This is a genomic window from bacterium (genome assembly GCA_016708315.1).
In the GTDB taxonomy this organism is placed as follows: Bacteria; Zixibacteria; MSB-5A5; order CAIYYT01; family CAIYYT01; genus JADJGC01.
In genome coordinates, this window is record JADJGC010000023.1 from 469,488 (window position 1) to 485,865 (window position 16,378).

The 16,378-nt window shown below is 52.0% G+C and carries 16 protein-coding genes and 1 tRNA gene; 11 read left to right on the top strand and 6 right to left on the bottom strand.

Annotation, left to right across the window (positions count from 1 at the left end; translation table 11 throughout):
- The first annotated feature begins 18 nt into the window (after positions 1-18).
- From IPH59_14335 to IPH59_14350, 4 genes are all read left to right on the top strand, one after another.
- Positions 19-1,146, top strand: coding sequence for a GNAT family N-acetyltransferase (locus IPH59_14335; protein MBK7092873.1), 1,128 nt, complete (start codon positions 19-21; stop codon positions 1,144-1,146).
- Positions 1,133-2,698, top strand: a complete 1,566-nt coding sequence (locus IPH59_14340; GenBank protein ID MBK7092874.1) for an oligosaccharide flippase family protein — start codon at positions 1,133-1,135, stop codon at positions 2,696-2,698. The genes IPH59_14335 and IPH59_14340 overlap by 14 nt, the downstream gene beginning before the upstream one ends.
- Before the next feature lie 168 nt (positions 2,699-2,866).
- Complete coding sequence (locus tag IPH59_14345) at positions 2,867-3,226, top strand: hypothetical protein (protein ID MBK7092875.1); 360 nt, start codon at positions 2,867-2,869, stop codon at positions 3,224-3,226.
- Positions 3,227-3,256: 30 nt separating this feature from the next.
- Positions 3,257-4,204, top strand: a complete 948-nt coding sequence (locus tag IPH59_14350; GenBank protein ID MBK7092876.1) for a dockerin type I repeat-containing protein — start codon at positions 3,257-3,259, stop codon at positions 4,202-4,204.
- Between the two features lie 174 nt (positions 4,205-4,378).
- Here IPH59_14350 and IPH59_14355 read toward each other — a convergent pair whose 3' ends face one another.
- The 5 genes from IPH59_14355 to queG all read right to left on the bottom strand — a co-directional run bounded on the left by IPH59_14355 (position 4,379) and on the right by queG (position 7,920).
- On the bottom strand, positions 4,379-4,768 hold the full coding sequence (locus IPH59_14355; GenBank protein ID MBK7092877.1) for a hypothetical protein: 390 nt from the start codon (positions 4,766-4,768) through the stop codon (positions 4,379-4,381).
- A 71-nt stretch (positions 4,769-4,839) separates the two neighbouring features.
- Complete coding sequence (locus tag IPH59_14360; GenBank protein ID MBK7092878.1) at positions 4,840-6,117, bottom strand: peptide MFS transporter; 1,278 nt, start codon at positions 6,115-6,117, stop codon at positions 4,840-4,842.
- A 63-nt stretch (positions 6,118-6,180) separates the two neighbouring features.
- A tRNA-Ser gene (locus IPH59_14365) sits at positions 6,181-6,269 on the bottom strand.
- Positions 6,270-6,379: 110 nt separating this feature from the next.
- Positions 6,380-6,952, bottom strand: coding sequence for a CoA pyrophosphatase (locus IPH59_14370; protein ID MBK7092879.1), 573 nt, complete (start codon positions 6,950-6,952; stop codon positions 6,380-6,382).
- A complete protein-coding gene (gene queG / locus IPH59_14375; GenBank protein ID MBK7092880.1) occupies positions 6,952-7,920 on the bottom strand; it encodes a tRNA epoxyqueuosine(34) reductase QueG in 969 nt (322 codons plus the stop codon). Before queG ends, IPH59_14370 begins: the two co-directional genes overlap by 1 nt.
- 46 nt (positions 7,921-7,966) lie before the next feature.
- On the opposite strand from queG, the gene IPH59_14380 reads away from it, so the two are divergent.
- The 7 genes from IPH59_14380 to IPH59_14410 all read left to right on the top strand — a co-directional run bounded on the left by IPH59_14380 (position 7,967) and on the right by IPH59_14410 (position 15,669).
- Complete coding sequence (locus IPH59_14380; protein MBK7092881.1) at positions 7,967-8,596, top strand: O-methyltransferase; 630 nt, start codon at positions 7,967-7,969, stop codon at positions 8,594-8,596.
- A gap of 8 nt (positions 8,597-8,604) precedes the next feature.
- Positions 8,605-9,297 (top strand): DNA alkylation repair protein, encoded by a 693-nt coding sequence (locus IPH59_14385; protein ID MBK7092882.1) that lies wholly within the window; start codon positions 8,605-8,607, stop codon positions 9,295-9,297.
- Complete coding sequence (locus IPH59_14390) at positions 9,294-9,710, top strand: thiol-disulfide oxidoreductase DCC family protein (GenBank protein ID MBK7092883.1); 417 nt, start codon at positions 9,294-9,296, stop codon at positions 9,708-9,710. Before IPH59_14385 ends, IPH59_14390 begins: the two co-directional genes overlap by 4 nt.
- Before the next feature lie 64 nt (positions 9,711-9,774).
- The gene (locus IPH59_14395; protein ID MBK7092884.1) at positions 9,775-10,653 is read left to right on the top strand and encodes a deoxyribonuclease IV; all 879 of its coding nucleotides are present in this window, start codon (positions 9,775-9,777) and stop codon (positions 10,651-10,653) included.
- Positions 10,654-10,916: 263 nt separating this feature from the next.
- Positions 10,917-11,315: a peptide-methionine (R)-S-oxide reductase MsrB gene (gene msrB / locus IPH59_14400; protein ID MBK7092885.1), complete on the top strand. Its 399-nt coding sequence runs from the start codon at positions 10,917-10,919 to the stop codon at positions 11,313-11,315.
- A 329-nt stretch (positions 11,316-11,644) separates the two neighbouring features.
- Positions 11,645-13,681 (top strand): thrombospondin type 3 repeat-containing protein, encoded by a 2,037-nt coding sequence (locus IPH59_14405; GenBank protein ID MBK7092886.1) that lies wholly within the window; start codon positions 11,645-11,647, stop codon positions 13,679-13,681.
- 1,025 nt (positions 13,682-14,706) lie between these two features.
- The gene (locus IPH59_14410) at positions 14,707-15,669 is read left to right on the top strand and encodes a thrombospondin type 3 repeat-containing protein (protein MBK7092887.1); all 963 of its coding nucleotides are present in this window, start codon (positions 14,707-14,709) and stop codon (positions 15,667-15,669) included.
- Between the two features lie 103 nt (positions 15,670-15,772).
- Here IPH59_14410 and IPH59_14415 read toward each other — a convergent pair whose 3' ends face one another.
- Positions 15,773-16,249 (bottom strand): hypothetical protein, encoded by a 477-nt coding sequence (locus IPH59_14415; GenBank protein MBK7092888.1) that lies wholly within the window; start codon positions 16,247-16,249, stop codon positions 15,773-15,775.
- Positions 16,250-16,378: the final 129 nt, after the last annotated feature.

The window sequence follows — 16,378 nt, forward strand, 5'->3', positions numbered from 1 at the left end:
CGACACAAGTGGGGACAGATGGGCGCTGAGATCAAGATAATTAGCGACTATCGGGAGTTTTGCGGTCTTAAGGCGGAATGGAACAGGCTGCTTGAAGGGAGTTCTGCCTCAAGCGTGTGGCTTCGGCACGAATGGTACGACTGCTGGTGGCAGGCTTTTGGCGGCGGCGCCGAGATGTTTGTTGCGGCGCTGTATCGCGAGGACAAGCTTTGCGGGGCGCTTCCGCTGATGATTGTGCCAATGCGGATCAAGGGGATTCGACAGCGGGCGCTGAGATTCATCGAGAACGGGATCACGCCGCGGTCGAGTTTTCTTCTGCCGACTGAACCGGCGGAAAGTCTGGGGCTGTTGTGGGACGAAGTGTTCCGGCTGTCGGGTCGTTGGGATTTGGCGGTTTTGGCGAATTTTGCGCAGGGCAACAGCGGGTACGATGAGTGGACTGCGTATTTGCGCAAACGGGGCGCGCGCTATGTGGAATTGCCGGAACGGATATCGCCCTATTTGGATCTGGGCGCAGGCTGGGAAGCGGTGTCGGGATCGTTCGGGCGGAACTTGCGGCGGAATCTCAATCGCGCCAAAGCCAAGATGGAGAAGTTTGAACTGGTAGAGTGTGCTTCCAGCGGCGATGTGCGCGCGGCGCTGAAGCAGTGTTACGAAATCAGCAAGATCAGTTGGAAAGGTCAACAAGGGGTTGACATGGGCGGCAACGAGCGGCGAATCAAGTTTTACGATCTGATTACAGAAGCGGCGATTGCGAACGGCTGGATCAATATCTGGCTGTTGAAGCTGGGTGAGAAGTATGCGGCTTTCGAGTATGCGTTCGAGGCGGGCGGATATGTGCTGCCGATCGCGGCGGATTATGATCCGGAGTTCCGGCAATATTCGCCGGGGACGGTGTTGCGGGCGCTGGTGCTGGAGCGTCTTTGCGAGCGCGGCATGAGCACGTATGATTTTGCCGGGACGATTTATGACTACAAGCTTTACTGGACGAAAAAGGTGCGGCCACATTCGCAGTTTTGGGTGTTCCATTCGGGATTGAAATCGCGGCTGATGTATCAACTCAAGGCGCGGGTCCTGCCGGCGCTGGAGCGGATGAAGGCAAAACGGGCGCCGAAAGAGGAAGCGGAAGCCGATGGCGACGAATAAGCCGGCCTCGTTTTTGTCGCAGATACTGATTTACGGATCGGGGCTGGCGCTGAATTATGGGATCGGGTTTATACTTCTGCCGATCTATAGCCGCTTAATGCCGACAGACCAGTACGGCACGCTGGAGATTCTCAATCGCACTATCGAAATTGTCTCGCTGTTACTGCTGACGCAGTACGGGATAACCTACATTCGCTTCTTCCGCGACAAGAACGACGAGGACTACCGCAAGCGGGTGACATCGACCTCGATGTACGTGGTGGTGGGGATTGCGGTGCTGGTTGCAGCAGTGATGGCGGTGCTGCGCGTGCCGCTGTCGGAACTGCTGTTTAATACGCCGGAGTTCGGGCTGTATATAGTGCTGGTTGCGGTGCGCTATGTGCTGGATATGAGTTTCGTCGTGCCGTTCCTGTATTTTCAGGCGACGGAACAGCCGAAGAAGTACATCGCGATTTCGACCTCGCGCTTTGTGACGACGCTGCTTCTGAATATAGCATTCCTGACAATGATGGACGACAAGGTTGCGGCGGTGCTGTGGGCACAGATTGTCAGTGTGGCGGTGTTTGCGCTGACAATCGGCGTGTGGGTGTTTTGGAAATCAGCGCGGGTGATGGACAAACAGCTTACCGGGCAGATACTGAAATTTACGTGGTCGTTTTCGTTTCTTGGGCTGTACTCGTTCGTGATTGCATCGGGCGACAGATTTGTATTGAACGAATATTGCGGCAAATCAGAAGTCGGAGTTTACTCGGCGGGCTATCGAATTGCGCAAGTTTTGGGGGTGCTGATTTTCAGTCCGATATTGAGGGCATGGAGTCCGCGCATGGTCGAGCAATTGCGGAGCGACGAGGGTCCCAAGCAGTTGGCGCGGCTGACGACCTATTCGATGCTTGCCTATTGTCTTGCCGGACTGGCGCTGAGCATGTATGCGCGCGAACTGGTGTGGATCATGGTGGGGCCGGATTATCAAGCGTGCTATGTGATCGTGCCGGTGGTGGTGCTTGGCTATCTGTTCCAGGGATTTTCGAGTTTCGTTGACGGGGGAATTTACTATAGCAAGAAGACGCATTTGAAGATTTGGCACGGCGTGACGACAGCGGTGTGCGTTGGGTTGTACTTTGCACTGATACCGAACTATTGCGGTATGGGAGCAGCGTGGGCTTCGGTGGGAACGTATTTCGTGCTGGCAGTGATCAACTGGTACATTTCGATTCGCGTGTATCCGATGCGTTATGAGCTCGGCAAGTTTGTCAACATGACGGTGATTGCAGTGGGTTTGTATGCGGCAAATCTCGTCATTGAGCAGAACGAACTGAAGTACTTCGGCGAGTGGCGAATCATCGGGCAGTTTAGTTTTCCATGGCTGTATACGCTCGTGATTAGCTTCGTGAAGCTGCCGCTGTTATTGGCGTTTGTGGCGCTGGTGAATTGGCTGCGAATCGTCGAGCCGAAGGACAAGGAGCGGCTCAAGGATGTTCTGCGCAAGTTGAAAGAAAAGGTCACTCCGGGCAACAAACCGACAGTGGCAAATGATCCGAATCAGGTCGTTTAAGACACAACTTCTTCCGCCAGAACTTCCCCCAGAATAGCGTCGCCATTCGACTGCCGTCAATGTCGGCATCATTAATCCTCTTTAGCGATGATTTACAGAAAAAATTATTGACACTTGGTGCGATTATGCTATGTTAAGTTTTACTAACTTAATCCTCAGAGGGAAATCATGAATATTCGTATGGCCATGATGGCGCTATGCCTCGTGTGCGCTGCAAATTTGTCATTTGCTCAGTCGCACATCATTATCGGATGGAATGATCTTGGCATGCACTGCAGCAATCAGGACTTTTCAAAGCTTGTCGTTCTTCCACCATTCAACAATGTCAGAGCGCAAGTTGTTCGAGTCGGCGATGCGACTCACCTGCCGGTCGTAGAGACGACGGGCTTTCATGTTACTTATGAGATTCCAGGAAACACCTACTCCATTGGCAAAACTAACTTCTGGGATTGGGAAGATCAGATCTTCGGCGTGAATTTGGCGCCAAATATCGAACTGACCGGTAATGGGCTCAGTGGAACGATGTAGATTACGGAGAATTACTTCTTTGTAACAGGCGTGCCGATTACGCCCTACACTGACGCCAATTTAGTGACCGAAGATCCATTCCAGCTCGGGCTATTGGAACTCTACAACTCATCCAATGAACTTCTTGCGAGCGCTCCACCGGTAGTTCCGGTTTCAAACGAAATTAACTGCGTCAGCTCCGGCTGTCACAGCAGCGAGCAGGATATACTCGATGAGCACGAAAATGAAGGCGGTTTCGATCCCAACAATACGCCAATTCTGTGCGCAAGTTGCCACTCTTCGAATGCACTGGGAACACCGGGTCAGCCTGGGCTTGCTTCGTTATCGGAAGCAATCCACAAACAGCACGGCGATAAAACCAACGACTGCTATAAGTGCCATCCCGGCCCAAACACGCAATGCTTGCGCGATGTGATGGCTACACAACATGGAATGGTGTGCCAGGACTGTCACGGTAGCGTTACTGAGGTTGGCGAGAGCATCAGCGACGGCCGCGAGCCATGGTTAGAGGAACCCTCATGCGGATCAGTGAGTTGTCATGGCGCCAATTTCGCTGAAGAACCGGGAAAGCTATTCCGCGAATCGCGCGGACACGGCGGGCTATTCTGCAGTGCGTGCCACGGCGAGCCCCACGCGATTGTTGCAAGCCGTGTCGACCGCGACAATGTTCAGAATATCGCTCTGCAGGGATATGCAGGAACTTTGAATAAGTGCGTCGTTTGTCACGGAGTAGCGCCAACTGCGGCCGGGCCTCATGGTATTATGGCTCAGAACTGTCTCTGTGGTGACGCCAATAACTCGGGAGATATTAGCATTTCGGATGCAGTTTACATCATTAGTTTTATCTTCTCCGGCGGTCCGACCCCGGCATTGCCGTGCCTTGGTGATGCGGATGGTAGTGGCGCGATTACCATTTCCGATGCGGTATATTTGATTGGGTTTATCTTTGGTGGAGGACCCACGCCACATTGTGCGTAACATCATTTATGGAATTGAAAAACCGGGAGTCTTGAAATAGCCTCCCGGTTTGACTAGATAAATCTGGGCCAAGAAGCAACCGGAACCAGCTTAAGCCATTTGCCGCAATGGCGAATGGGATCAGCGCACGACTCTCCCCCGCATGATTCATGATTCCCCGAATCAAAATACGTTTCAGCTGCGTGGAAACTCGATTTTCAGTTTGGGATATTTCTTCTGCATGAATTCGAGAGCGAGCCAGGTATGGCATTGCTCGAGATTTGGGTTTCTTTCGGTCGGACAGCTACAGCCAAGGAATAAGTCGCTCTCTGCTGCAACCGTCGCCCATTTGTCGAATTCTTCGCGGCGGGTTTCGAAACGTTCCTGAAGAAGGCGCCGGTAATTCTTCGTGAACAGCTTCCAGCCCTTTGGCGTCATGTCATTGAAATACGCTTCGACCATCTCGGGAGTGGGACAGAAAACGTAGTTGTGATTCTTGCGCGTATCGAGGCGTGTGCCTTTGAGCGCCGGATCACCGGGCGGTATCTTGTGAAAGCGGGGAGGAATTTGATATCGTGCTAACATGTACTCAATAGTGACCTGTGAACTGCTATTCGTCGAAAATGATACACGTGAGACGAATTCAATGTTGGACGCTATGGGCTGACGCTCGTTCGTTCGAAGCGTTTGCCAACCTGATAGAAAGCCAGGGTCACAATCACAATCATGATGGTCATCATGCCGAAAAAGTTGCCGGGCGTCGTTTGTGTATAGACGCGCGCAAACAAGCCGGCGAGTATGTCCCCGAGAAACACCGTGAACCAGAACACTCCGGTAATCATTGATTTCATGCTGTCGGGAGCTTCCTCGAACGCCAATTGCAGTCCAATCGCCGAGATACAAAGTTCTGCCGCCGTCATCAAAACATAAGCGCCAACTTCCCAAAGAATTGAAATCTTGGCATTCATTGCCTGATAGCCGGCGATCGTCATCAGACTCATACAGAGAATCACCAACACGAAGCCAATGAGCATTTTGCGCGGCGAAGAGAGCCGCCGCGACTGATTACTATCGCTTTTATTCCACAGCCATGCGAATAACGGTGACATGAGCACTATCAAAATGGGATTAAGCCCCTGAATCGCGTCGGGTGGAATTCTACCGAACCAGGTATCGAGCAACATATAATCGCGTGCGAACAGCGTCCAAGTCGAATAGGACTGATCGAAAACCGACCAGAAGAAGACAATAAGCAGGAAGAGTCCGGATAAACGAATCAAGGTCGCTTTGCGTTCGTGGCTTTGTTGCGGATTCATCGCCGTTGCGGCAAGTTTGCGCATGTCCTCTTTGGGATAGTGCTTCTTCCCGAGATAGAAGATGGCAAGCGCCACCACCATCATAATCGTCGGCGCCATAAACGCCGGACCGTAACCGTAATGATCCCGGATAAACGGCAGAACTGTCATCGTCGAAGCAGCGCCGATGTTGATCGACATGTAGAACCACGAGAAGGCTTGCGACAAGAGATGGCTCTTGCCCTGTTCTTCATACATCTTCCCCATCAAGGTGCTAATATTGGGTTTGATCGAACCTGAGCCGCCGGCAAGAAGGGCCAATGCAATGTAGAGGCCGACCTCGGAATTGAACGAGCCAAGGATGATGTGCCCCATGATGTAGGGAACCGCGAAATAGATTATTGTGCGAAACTTTCCGAGCCAGCGGTCGGCGATGTAGCCGCCGAGAATCGGCAGGAGATAACATGCCGCTGTGAAGAATGAGGCGACGGTGGAGCTATTGGCGTCGGAGTAGCCGAGTTCATCGATCATGTAAAGCACCAGGAGTGCTTTCATGCCGTAGAAGCTGGCGCGCTCTGCCAGTTCACCCCAGAAGACGAACCAGAATCCGGTTGGGTGACGATTAACTGATGTTGTCATGCTATACGGCTTCTCTTGTCGACGATCAGCTTATTTTGGAGATGATGTGCGTGAGAATCAATTCGGAGAGGCAGGGATTCGAACCCTGGATACAGTTTTACCCGTATAACGGTTTAGCAAACCGCCGCCTTCAGCCTCTCGGCCACCTCTCCAAAGACGATTTTGTGAATGGACTTCCCTTTCGGGGAGTGTCCACTATTGAGTCGGCAAGAAATGCAAAACGATTGGTTCTGTCAACCGGAAATTGGAGCACTGCAGGACGCTATTTCTTGACGCCGTAGCAGATTTCAAGAAACTCGCGGATGATAAAGGCGGTCAATCCCCAGACGTTGTGGCGGCCATATTGGTAGAAGTAGACCGGTACTTGCTTGCCACGGTAAGGGCGGGTTTCGATACGGCAGTTTGATGTATCGATAAAGAAGTCCAGAGGCGCTTCGAAGACCTCAGCGATTTCTTCTGTGCTGATCTTGTACCGATACGGGAATGGTATGACGCCGACGACCGGCGTCACGACATGATTGCTCACGGCCATGACGTCATCAAGTTCTCCAAGAATCTCAACACTCGAGGGCACGATACCGACTTCTTCATAGGTTTCGCGCAATGCCGTTTCGCGGATACCGGAATCTGCGGGCTCGAACCCGCCGCCGGGGAATGAGATTTGACCCTTGTGAGAGGCGACGGTATTGGTTCGCAGGGTGAGCAGAATATGCACTTTGCCGCCGCGTTCAAAGAGCGGGATGAGCACTCCGGCGGGTGTGCCGTTTCCGTCACTAATGGCTGCTCTCTGGCGGGCAGCAAGTTTGGTTCTTATCGATTCTTTGAAGTCGATCATTATCTCGATTCGTCGTCTTTCGATTGATTCATGTCGCTTGCGGTCGGAGCCGCGAGGAATTCGATGTTTCTTTTCAGTCCCTCAAAGCGAGTACGGGTGACAGCGGTGTCTTTGAATAAGCGATTATACACATCGCGGGTGATTTCTTCCCAATCTTGTTTTGATTTGTTGAGAAGCTCGTCGGTCGGCTCGAACTGCCTCTCGGAGTGCGGCCGGCTCTTGCGATTCCAGGGGCAAACATCCTGACAGATATCGCAGCCGAACATCCAGTTGTTGAATTTCTCACGCATTGCCAACGGAAGGTCGCCACGGTACTCGATGGTGAAGTACGAAATGCACCTACGGGCATCAAGGATCCGCGGTTCGACGAGAGCGCCGGTGGGACAGGCATCTTGACACTTGCGGCAATTGGCACAAAGATCGCTGATGGGCTGGTCGTAATCCAAGTCAAAATCGACAATGATCTCGGAGAGAAAGAAGTAACTGCCACGTTCGGGATTGAGCAGGAGCGAGTTCTTGCCGACCCAGCCAAGTCCAGCTCGCGCCGCCCAAGCCTTTTCCAGTACCGGGGCTGAGTCAACGAAGACACGGCAATTGAAATCGCCGAATTGCTCGCGGAGTCGACTGACGATTTCCGAGAGTTTCTGTTTCAGCACCCAATGGTAGTCCTTGCCAAGGGCGTATTTGGCGATTTTTGGCGACTCCGGATCGGTTTGCTTCTTTTCGGTGTAGTAGTTTGCCATCAGACATATAACTGATTTGGCGCCATCGACCAGCTTGCGCGGATCGAGCCGTTTGTCGAACCAGTTGTTCATGTAGGCCATATCACCGTGCTTGCCCAAGCGCAGCCATCGCTCAAGGCGAGGGGCTTCATCGGCAAGGAAGTCGGCCTTTGCAATACCGCAATAATCGAAACCGTATTCGTGCGCCAATTGCTTGACAAGAATTGTTCGCCGGGTTGAGTCCATCACCGTATAATCTACAAATTTCTGCGTAACTGAAAGGACGAAGACGATGGAATTGACGAATCCCGCAATCAACGATTATTTGCACAATCTCACGCCACCGCGACACGCAGTGCTCGCTGAGATGGAACAATATGCAAAGGAGAACAAGTTTCCGATAATCGGGCCACTGGTCGGCCGTTTTTTGCATCAACTAGCACTTCTGACCAACGCAACACGGATTTTCGAAATGGGCTCTGGCTACGGCTACTCTGCCGTCTGGTTTTCTTTTGCGCTGAAAGATGGCGGCACTGTCGACTGTACAGAGATGGACAAATCCAATATCGAACGAGGCAAGAAGTATACCGCTGCTGCCGAGGTTGCCGATCATATCACGTGGCATCAGGGCGACGCTTTGGAATCGATGGAAAAAGCGACAGGTGTCTACGACATAATACTGAATGATGTCGACAAGGAACAATACCCACGTGCGCTTGAAATCGCCTGGCCGAAACTCAGGCGCGGCGGAATCATGGTCACCGACAATGTTCTCTGGAGCGGGAGAATTGTCGAGGAGAATCCACCGTCGGAATCAACTGCCGGAATCTTGGAATTCAACAGGCAATCCTATGCCCTGCCAGATTCTATGTGCACAGTAATGCCGATTCGCGACGGGTTGATGCTTGCTGTGAAGATTTGAGTGTTGCAGTGATTGTCCAGGAAGTCGTTGCGCGACTACACGAGTTATCGGATGAGGGGCATCGCTCACGGTTGACGCGATTCGGAATTGTCTATCAGCGGGCGCTTGGCATACCGGTGCCGAAATTGCGAGCGCTTGCCAAAGAGGTTGGCAAGGATCAAAAGCTGGCGGTGGCATTGTGGAAGACTCGCATCCACGAGGCGCGGATATTGGCTTCGATGGTGGCAGTACCATCGGAAATTACTGAAGAGCTCCTCGATGACTGGGTGGCTCAGATTGATTCGTGGGATATTTGCGACGGTTTTTGCGGCGGTCTTGTAGACAAAACTCCCTTCGCTGTCGCGAAAGCATTTGAATGGAGCGGACGCGAAGAAGAATTTATCCGGCGAGCAGGGTTTGTGGTGATAGCGGCTTTGGCGGTTCACGACAAGAAGGCCACCGACCGCAGTTTCGAGCAGTTCTTCCCGCTGTTTCTTGAGTACGCGTCGGACGGGCGTAACTTCGTTCGTAAGGCGGTTAACTGGGCGCTTCGCGAAACAGGCAAACGCAATATCAGATTGAACAAGAAGGCGATCGCGCTTGCGGAACGAATTCGCAAGCAGGACACCAAGTCAGCGCGCTGGATCGCCGCCGATGCGTTGCGCGAACTGCAGAGCGAAAGCGTGCAACAGAGGCTGGCGCGGCGGTCGGGTACGAAGTGACCGACGATATAAGGAACGCCGGGCCGATTGTGCTGTTTGACGGTCACTGCAAGTTCTGCAATTTCTGGGCGAGTTTTCTGCTTGGCGCCAACACGAAAGGCAAGTTGAAGTTCGCGACACTTCAATCGAAAGCTGGAAGTCAGCTCCTCAAAGAATCGGGAATTGAGTCGAGCAGCTTCGATTCGGTGGTACTAGTTCATAAGAATCAAATCGATACCAAGTCGACTGCAGTGCTGAGAGTACTGCGGCTGTTGGGCGGAATCTGGATAGTACCCTATGTGCTGATAGTTATCCCTCGTCCGATTCGCGATTTGGTGTATGATTTCGTTGCCAAGAATCGCTATAGATGGTTTGGCAGGCGCGAGGTGTGCCGGATTCCGACCGCCGAAGAACGGCGACGATTCCTTGATTGAAGCATTGACTGTACGCGTCCATTTTCGTTAAATTGAGCAGAGTATTCACGGAGGAGACTATAAAATGGCCAAAAAGGACACACTTCTTATCGGCGCCCATATGTCGACCTCCGGCGGTCTGCATAACGCCATTCAGCACGGTATCAATACCGGCTGTAATACGATTCAGATTTTCACCAAGAACAATAATCGCTGGGAGCAGCGACCGACAACCGACGAAGAAGCGGAAAAGTTTCTCGATGCGCAGGAAGCCTCGGGAATCACTCCGGTCATTTCGCATACTGCATATCTCATCAACCTCGCGACGCCAAATCAAGATTTCCACGACAAGTCAATCAAGGCATTGATCGACGAAGTGCAGCGCGCCGAACAAGTGCGAATTCCCGACGTGGTTTTACATCCCGGTTCGCCGGTTGACGGCACACCGGAATATGGCATGAAGAAGATTATCGAGTCGCTCAATATCTGCATTGACAAGACACCAAACGCCAAAGCGCGTATTTCCCTGGAGCTGACTGCGGGCCAAGGATCGCACCTGGGGTACACTTTTGAGCAAATTGCCCAAATGATAGCCGGTGTCGAAAACAAAGCACGAATCTCAGTGTGCCTTGATACGTGTCATATTTTCGCGGCAGGATATGACATTCGGACCGAAAGTGAATACGAGAAAACGATGAAGGCATTCGCGAAGATCATCGGGATGAAGTATCTCAAGGTGCTCCACTTGAATGATTCGATGAAAGACCTCGGCTCCCGGGTCGACCGGCATACGCATCTGGGCGAAGGAAAAATCGGCGCGGACGCGTTCAAGTTTATTATGCAGGACTCGCGTCTCGCCAAGATTCCCAAGTTGCTCGAAACGCCGAAAGATGATGAATACGAAGACGATAAGCGGAATCTGGCGCTGCTGAGAAAGTTCGCAGGTTCTGCGTCCGTCAAATGAGTGTCACAGTATGACGATTACTCGAACTATGCCGTCAATTCTGGAACATCGCCCAAGCATTCTCTGTTTTAACCAATGGAAGTTGCCGTTTTCCACGCAACTCCGGAGGTTTTATGCGGAGGCAAGTTTCATTACCGATTTTGGCGTTGATCGCAGTAATTGCCATCGGCATATTGCTGGCAGTGGGAGCATCGAGACGGGATCAGCAAGTCGAGGACCTGTCCCGAATTCTGCTTAACTCCGAACATGAGAGCGAGATCGCGATGACTGATAAGATCAACCGAACCGACGATGAGTGGCGCAAGTTACTCAGTAAAGAGCAGTATCGCGTCATGCGCGAAAACGGCACCGAACGCGCATTCACAGGCGAGTATCATAATCATAAAGGCGTTGGGACTTATGTTTGTGCAGCTTGCGGAAACGAGCTATTCGGTTCCGACGCCAAGTTTGATTCCGGTACTGGATGGCCGAGCTACTTCAAGCCTCTTTCCGAGACGAGCGTCGAGACGGAAGCTGATCTTTCGGGCGGACAGATTCGCGTTGCGCTGATCTGCGCTCGATGTGAAAGCCATCTTGGGCATCTTTTTGAGGATGGACCGCGTCCGACTGGATTGCGATACTGCATTAATTCCACAGCATTGAAGTTCTTGGCTCGAAAGTAGCTGCAGAGACGGGTTGCCGGAATAAGTTCTTATAGTCAATTGGGTTGACAGCATTTTTGCCGATCATGGTAGATCGAACCGCGTTGCGGTTTGGCAGCCTATTGCAACTAACAGCACAATTCGTGTCCACTTAATGGTTTGTATGGCGATACCTGATAAGTACTTGTGCATCGGATTCTTCGAATCTCCTCTAAACGAGCTAACAGCAGCAATACCCGATTGGAGAAACGTCTTGACAAATATGTACTTAGGCGATATTTTTAGATAGGCATACTTGCCAATTGGTACCGAGCCCAAACGCAACCAATCTGATTTGGAGATACAGCTTCATGAACCGTACCGGACGCTTCTCGCCGTTCGCTCTTGCCATTGCAATTTTGTTCGTTGCCGCCTCGACAATTTCATACGCCGCCGATGATCAGCCAGTTCTGCCATCCAATCTTTGGCAGGAAATTGGCCGACTCGACGGTAACCACGTAAAATCGTTCATCAATCAACATGGCGGTGACTGGTGTCAGACCGAAATTCGGTGGCAACAAAAAAGCACCGCGAATCGAGCGCCGCTCGCCTGCCCACCATTGGGACCTTGCGACAATGTTGTGAATCGCGATGCAAACATTCCAGACGTCAATGATCCGTTTACATCTCTGAAAATTTTCTTCAATGTATTTGCAAACGACGACGGGTCGAGCCCTGCGGCAAATCAAGCGAGAGTTGACGCTCAGATGGCGACCTTGAATGCTCAATTTGCGCCCTCCAAGATTCGTTGGACGGCCCAGTGGCGGATTGTCAATTCGACTGCCTATCGGACGTTTACGGACGCCGAGGAGTTTGGAATGAAAAACGCGTTCGCGGTCGATCCGGACTCGCAACTGAATGTGTATGTGACGAATATCAACTCCAGCTACATTGGAGTCGGTACTTTCCCTTGGGACAATGACGCTCTAACCAACATGGGCGGGATCATTCTCGATGACAATTACTTTGGCGGCGGCGAAGGCACTCTTGCGCATGAAGTTGGCCACTGCATTGGACTTTGGCACACCCACCATGGCGTATCCGAGGTTTCACAGTGCGGAGCCTGCTATGAGCGTGCCGATGGGGTTGAAGGCGACGTAACCGGCGATTACTGTTCCGATACAGATCCGACGCCGACGAATTTCAATTGTGCGCCTCCCGGTGGAACCGATGTTTGCTCCGGTCAAAGCTGGGGACCTACTGATACTCAGAACTATATGGGTTATGCGCCCGATGCTTGCTACACCGAATTCTCGCAGCAACAATGGGGAAGATTCCATTGTTGGGTCAATGCCGAGTTAGGTTCATGGCGAAATTGCGGCGGTAACAAGAACCCGGCGCTGGCGCGCGAGATTCTTGCAGATGGCGACGGCGACGGTGTTGACGACGGCGTGGACAACTGCCCTGCCAATTTCAATCCCTGCCAGGAGAACGTCGATAACGATGCGTTTGGCGATGCTTGCGATACTGACATCGACAGCGATGGCATTTTGAACGCCTCCGACAATTGCCCCTTCGTGAGCAATAATAATCAGGCAAACTCTGACGGCGATCAGTTTGGCAACGTCTGCGACAATTGTCCGAATGTTGCCAACAACGATCAGGGCGATCTTGATGCCGACGGTTCGGGTGACGGCTGCGACATTTGCACTGACAGCGATGGAGACGGCACGGCGGATCCGGGATTTCCGGCAAGCACTTGCCCGACTGATAATTGTCCCGACGTGATTAACCCGGGACAGGTCGATGCCGATGTTGATGGAGTGGGCGACAACTGCGACAATTGTGTAAATATCGCCAATCCCGAGCAATACGACGAAAACGTCGATGGTATCGGCGACGCTTGCGACGGTCAGTTGCATATACAGAGCTATGTACTTCCCGAAGGATACCTTGGTGTTCCGTACTCCCATCAGTTTACGGCAATCGGAGGCCTCCAGCCTTATGAATGGATATTCTTTGGCGGCGATTTGCCATTTGGATGTGTTTTCAACGGCGGCGGTGTCGGCACGATAACCGGTACGCCATCTTTCACAGCCGAATATTTCTTCACGATAGTTTGCAAAGATGCGGATGCGCCGCAGAAGACGGACACGATATCATTAAGTGTCCGCATAGTTGATGCACCTCCGCCACCATTTGTTTGCGGCGACGCTGACGGAAGCAATAATGTATCGATATCAGACGCAGTATATTTGATCAGTTACATCTTTGGAGGAGGTCCGGCACCGGATCCGCTTGAAGCGGGCGATGTCGACTGCAGTTCAAATGTGACAATCTCCGATGCTGTCTTGCTGATTGGTTACATTTTTGGCGGCGGACCAGCGCCGTGTGCAGCCTGCAAGTAGTTTAAGGCTGACGACCTTGTGGATTTGATGATAGAAACGTCAATCATATAACCTGCCCAGAAACGAGCACTGGGCATTCCGGGAAAGTGAGCAATAACATGAGTCTGAATGGCAACGTCCTTAGACGATCATTTTTCGCTTGCGTATTGTCCGCCACGGCGTGGCTGACGATTTTTGCAGCGCCGATTCAAGCTGCAAAAACGCCTGATGAAATCATCGAAGAAATTCGCGCCAATCCTGATCGCATTGGCGAGATTATTCGCGAAAATCAGATGCCGTGGTGCGGTACAACGGCGCTGGAATCCGAGGCTTCGCCGGACGAGATCAATCGCGCACCACTGGATTGCCCTGTTCGCGGAGCTTGCGATATTCCTGCTACGAGAAACAACCACCTACCGACTGAATTTCAGACGGTTTATTATGCGCGTGTAGTGTTTCACATCTTCTGTGAAGACGATGGCTCGAATGCTTCCACAACAGTAGCGGAATGCAACCAGGTTTTCAACCGTTTGAATGCCGATCTTGAGCATGCGGGTATTCAGTTCATTCTGGACGGAATCGAAACGCACAATGATTCAGATTACCGAATCCTAAGCAGTGCCGAAGATTTCTCGATGAAGGCTACGTACGCAAATTCTTACCAGACGAAGATCAACATTTACGTGACTGATATCGAACAGACCACCCCGGGTCAGATCACTCTCGGTTACGCGTATCTTCCACAGGATCAGGCCGGACAGGTTCGTTTCGGAATCGTCATCCACACGCTCGGATTCATTCCGAACTCAAGCACGACGACACACGAAATGGGTCACACGCTGAGCCTGTATCACACATTCCGCGGCGTCAGCGAAACTACAGCTTGCGGCACCTGCTATGAATTCGCGGGCAGCCCGAGCGATGTGCGCGGCGATCTGTGTTCGGATACCCCGCCGACTCCGCTGAATTTCAATTGCTCCCCTCCCGGCGGCAATGACACTTGCAGTCCGTTCCAGCCCTGGGGACCGACCCAGCCGACAAACGTGATGGGTTACTCCGATTGTTCGGAGTTCTTCACGGACCAGCAGGAAGCGCGTATGCGTTGTTGGACAAATGCGGTATTGCAGAACTACTTGAATCTTGACGTCGATGCCGATGGTATCGCAAATGCGAGCGACAATTGTCCGTTGGTGTCGAATTTTGGCCAGACCGATGCCGATGCCGATACGGTCGGCGATGCCTGCGACAACTGTCTGAGTACGCCGAATCGCAACCAGCTAGATGCCGACAATGACAATATTGGCGATGCTTGCGATAATTGCACTGACACCGATGGTGATGGTCTGGGCAACCCGGGATATGCACTGAATACTTGCGCTGTGGACAATTGTCCGACTGTTGCGAATGTCAGCCAGCTTGACACCGACAGCGACACATTTGGCGATGCGTGCGATAACTGTCCTCTTGTTTCTAATCCAACCCAAGCAGACCAAAACGGCGACAATGTCGGCGATCACTGCGACGGCAATGTTTACTGTTACCAAAACGACCCGCCGGATGGATTCCTAAACGTGCCCTATTTCTATCAAATGCAGGCCGTTGGCGGCGTTCCGCCATACAATTGGGTATTCCTCGGCGGCGACCTGCCGTTTGGCTGTAACTTCAATGGCGGAGCAGTTGGAACGATTACCGGACCACCGAGCTTCAATGCCGAGTATTTCTTTACAGTCGCGGTTTTTGACGCACAGGATCCAATCAAGTCGGATACAGTCAGCCTTAGCATAACGGTTACGAGCCCGCCGTACATTTGCGGCGACGCAAACCAAAGCGGTGGCGTATCGATTTCCGACGCAGTTTATTTGATCGCCTATATTTTCTCGGGCGGACCCGCGCCGACTCCATTGATCTCTGGCGACGCTGATTGCAGCGGCGGTGTCAACATTTCAGATGCCGTTTATTTAATCGCTCATATCTTCGGCGGCGGACCTGCTCCGTGCGCAGGCTGCTAACGAATTAGCATAGTTAGTTAGGACGACCGGGTGAAGGCAGCTTCACCCGGTTTTCTTTTTAGGTTCAAATAGAGTCGTCGGGGAATCTTGAAACGCAAAGAAGTCAGACTGACTTGGAGAATTCAAACACAGTGGCGTCCGCAACTTTCAAGTAGTCGCTGGTACGCATTACTATTGAATCGGTCAATGATCCGGCGTTGAAAGCGATCTTTTCGTTGCGTAGAATCGACTTATCGACGAACAACTCGAAAGGCAGAATCGGATGCCCAAATGGCGGCACCGAACCGGGGACGAGTCCGGTGAAGTCCAAGAGCTCTTCTGCGTTTGCGAAGCGTGTACTCTTAGATTGGAACTGGCTCTTAACTGCATCGGAGTCGATTTTTAGGGCGGCGCTCAAAACGAACAATCGAAAGACCTCCCCCACTTTCATCACGATCGCCTTACCGCCAATTTTGACCTCTTCACCGCGCGCGCGAGCCGACTCTTCCGATGTGAAGGTTGGTTCATGATGAACGGTACGGTAGGCAATTTGGTTCTCGTCGAGAAAGTTCTTTATCGAGTCAAAGACTGATTTGGTCAAAGTACTATTCCTTCCCAAAAGTACAGAATCGCTCAAAACTGGCTCAGTTGTCAAGTCTATCCTGCGACACTGTTGAAATCAATTGCGAAATTCCTGTTCTTGTTCTCATTGGCACGCGTTATGTTCCCT

Coding starts and splice junctions, on each gene's coding strand:
- IPH59_14335 (MBK7092873.1), top strand. CDS start 19: ATGGGCGCTGAGATCAAGATAATTAGCGACTATCGGGAGTTTTGCGGT.
- IPH59_14340 (MBK7092874.1), top strand. CDS start 1,133: ATGGCGACGAATAAGCCGGCCTCGTTTTTGTCGCAGATACTGATTTAC.
- IPH59_14345 (MBK7092875.1), top strand. CDS start 2,867: ATGAATATTCGTATGGCCATGATGGCGCTATGCCTCGTGTGCGCTGCA.
- IPH59_14355 (MBK7092877.1), bottom strand. CDS start 4,768: ATGTTAGCACGATATCAAATTCCTCCCCGCTTTCACAAGATACCGCCC.
- IPH59_14360 (MBK7092878.1), bottom strand. CDS start 6,117: ATGACAACATCAGTTAATCGTCACCCAACCGGATTCTGGTTCGTCTTC.
- IPH59_14370 (MBK7092879.1), bottom strand. CDS start 6,952: ATGATCGACTTCAAAGAATCGATAAGAACCAAACTTGCTGCCCGCCAG.
- queG (MBK7092880.1), bottom strand. CDS start 7,920: ATGGACTCAACCCGGCGAACAATTCTTGTCAAGCAATTGGCGCACGAA.
- IPH59_14380 (MBK7092881.1), top strand. CDS start 7,967: ATGGAATTGACGAATCCCGCAATCAACGATTATTTGCACAATCTCACG.
- IPH59_14395 (MBK7092884.1), top strand. CDS start 9,775: ATGGCCAAAAAGGACACACTTCTTATCGGCGCCCATATGTCGACCTCC.
- msrB (MBK7092885.1), top strand. CDS start 10,917: ATGACTGATAAGATCAACCGAACCGACGATGAGTGGCGCAAGTTACTC.
- IPH59_14405 (MBK7092886.1), top strand. CDS start 11,645: ATGAACCGTACCGGACGCTTCTCGCCGTTCGCTCTTGCCATTGCAATT.
- IPH59_14410 (MBK7092887.1), top strand. CDS start 14,707: ATGGGTTACTCCGATTGTTCGGAGTTCTTCACGGACCAGCAGGAAGCG.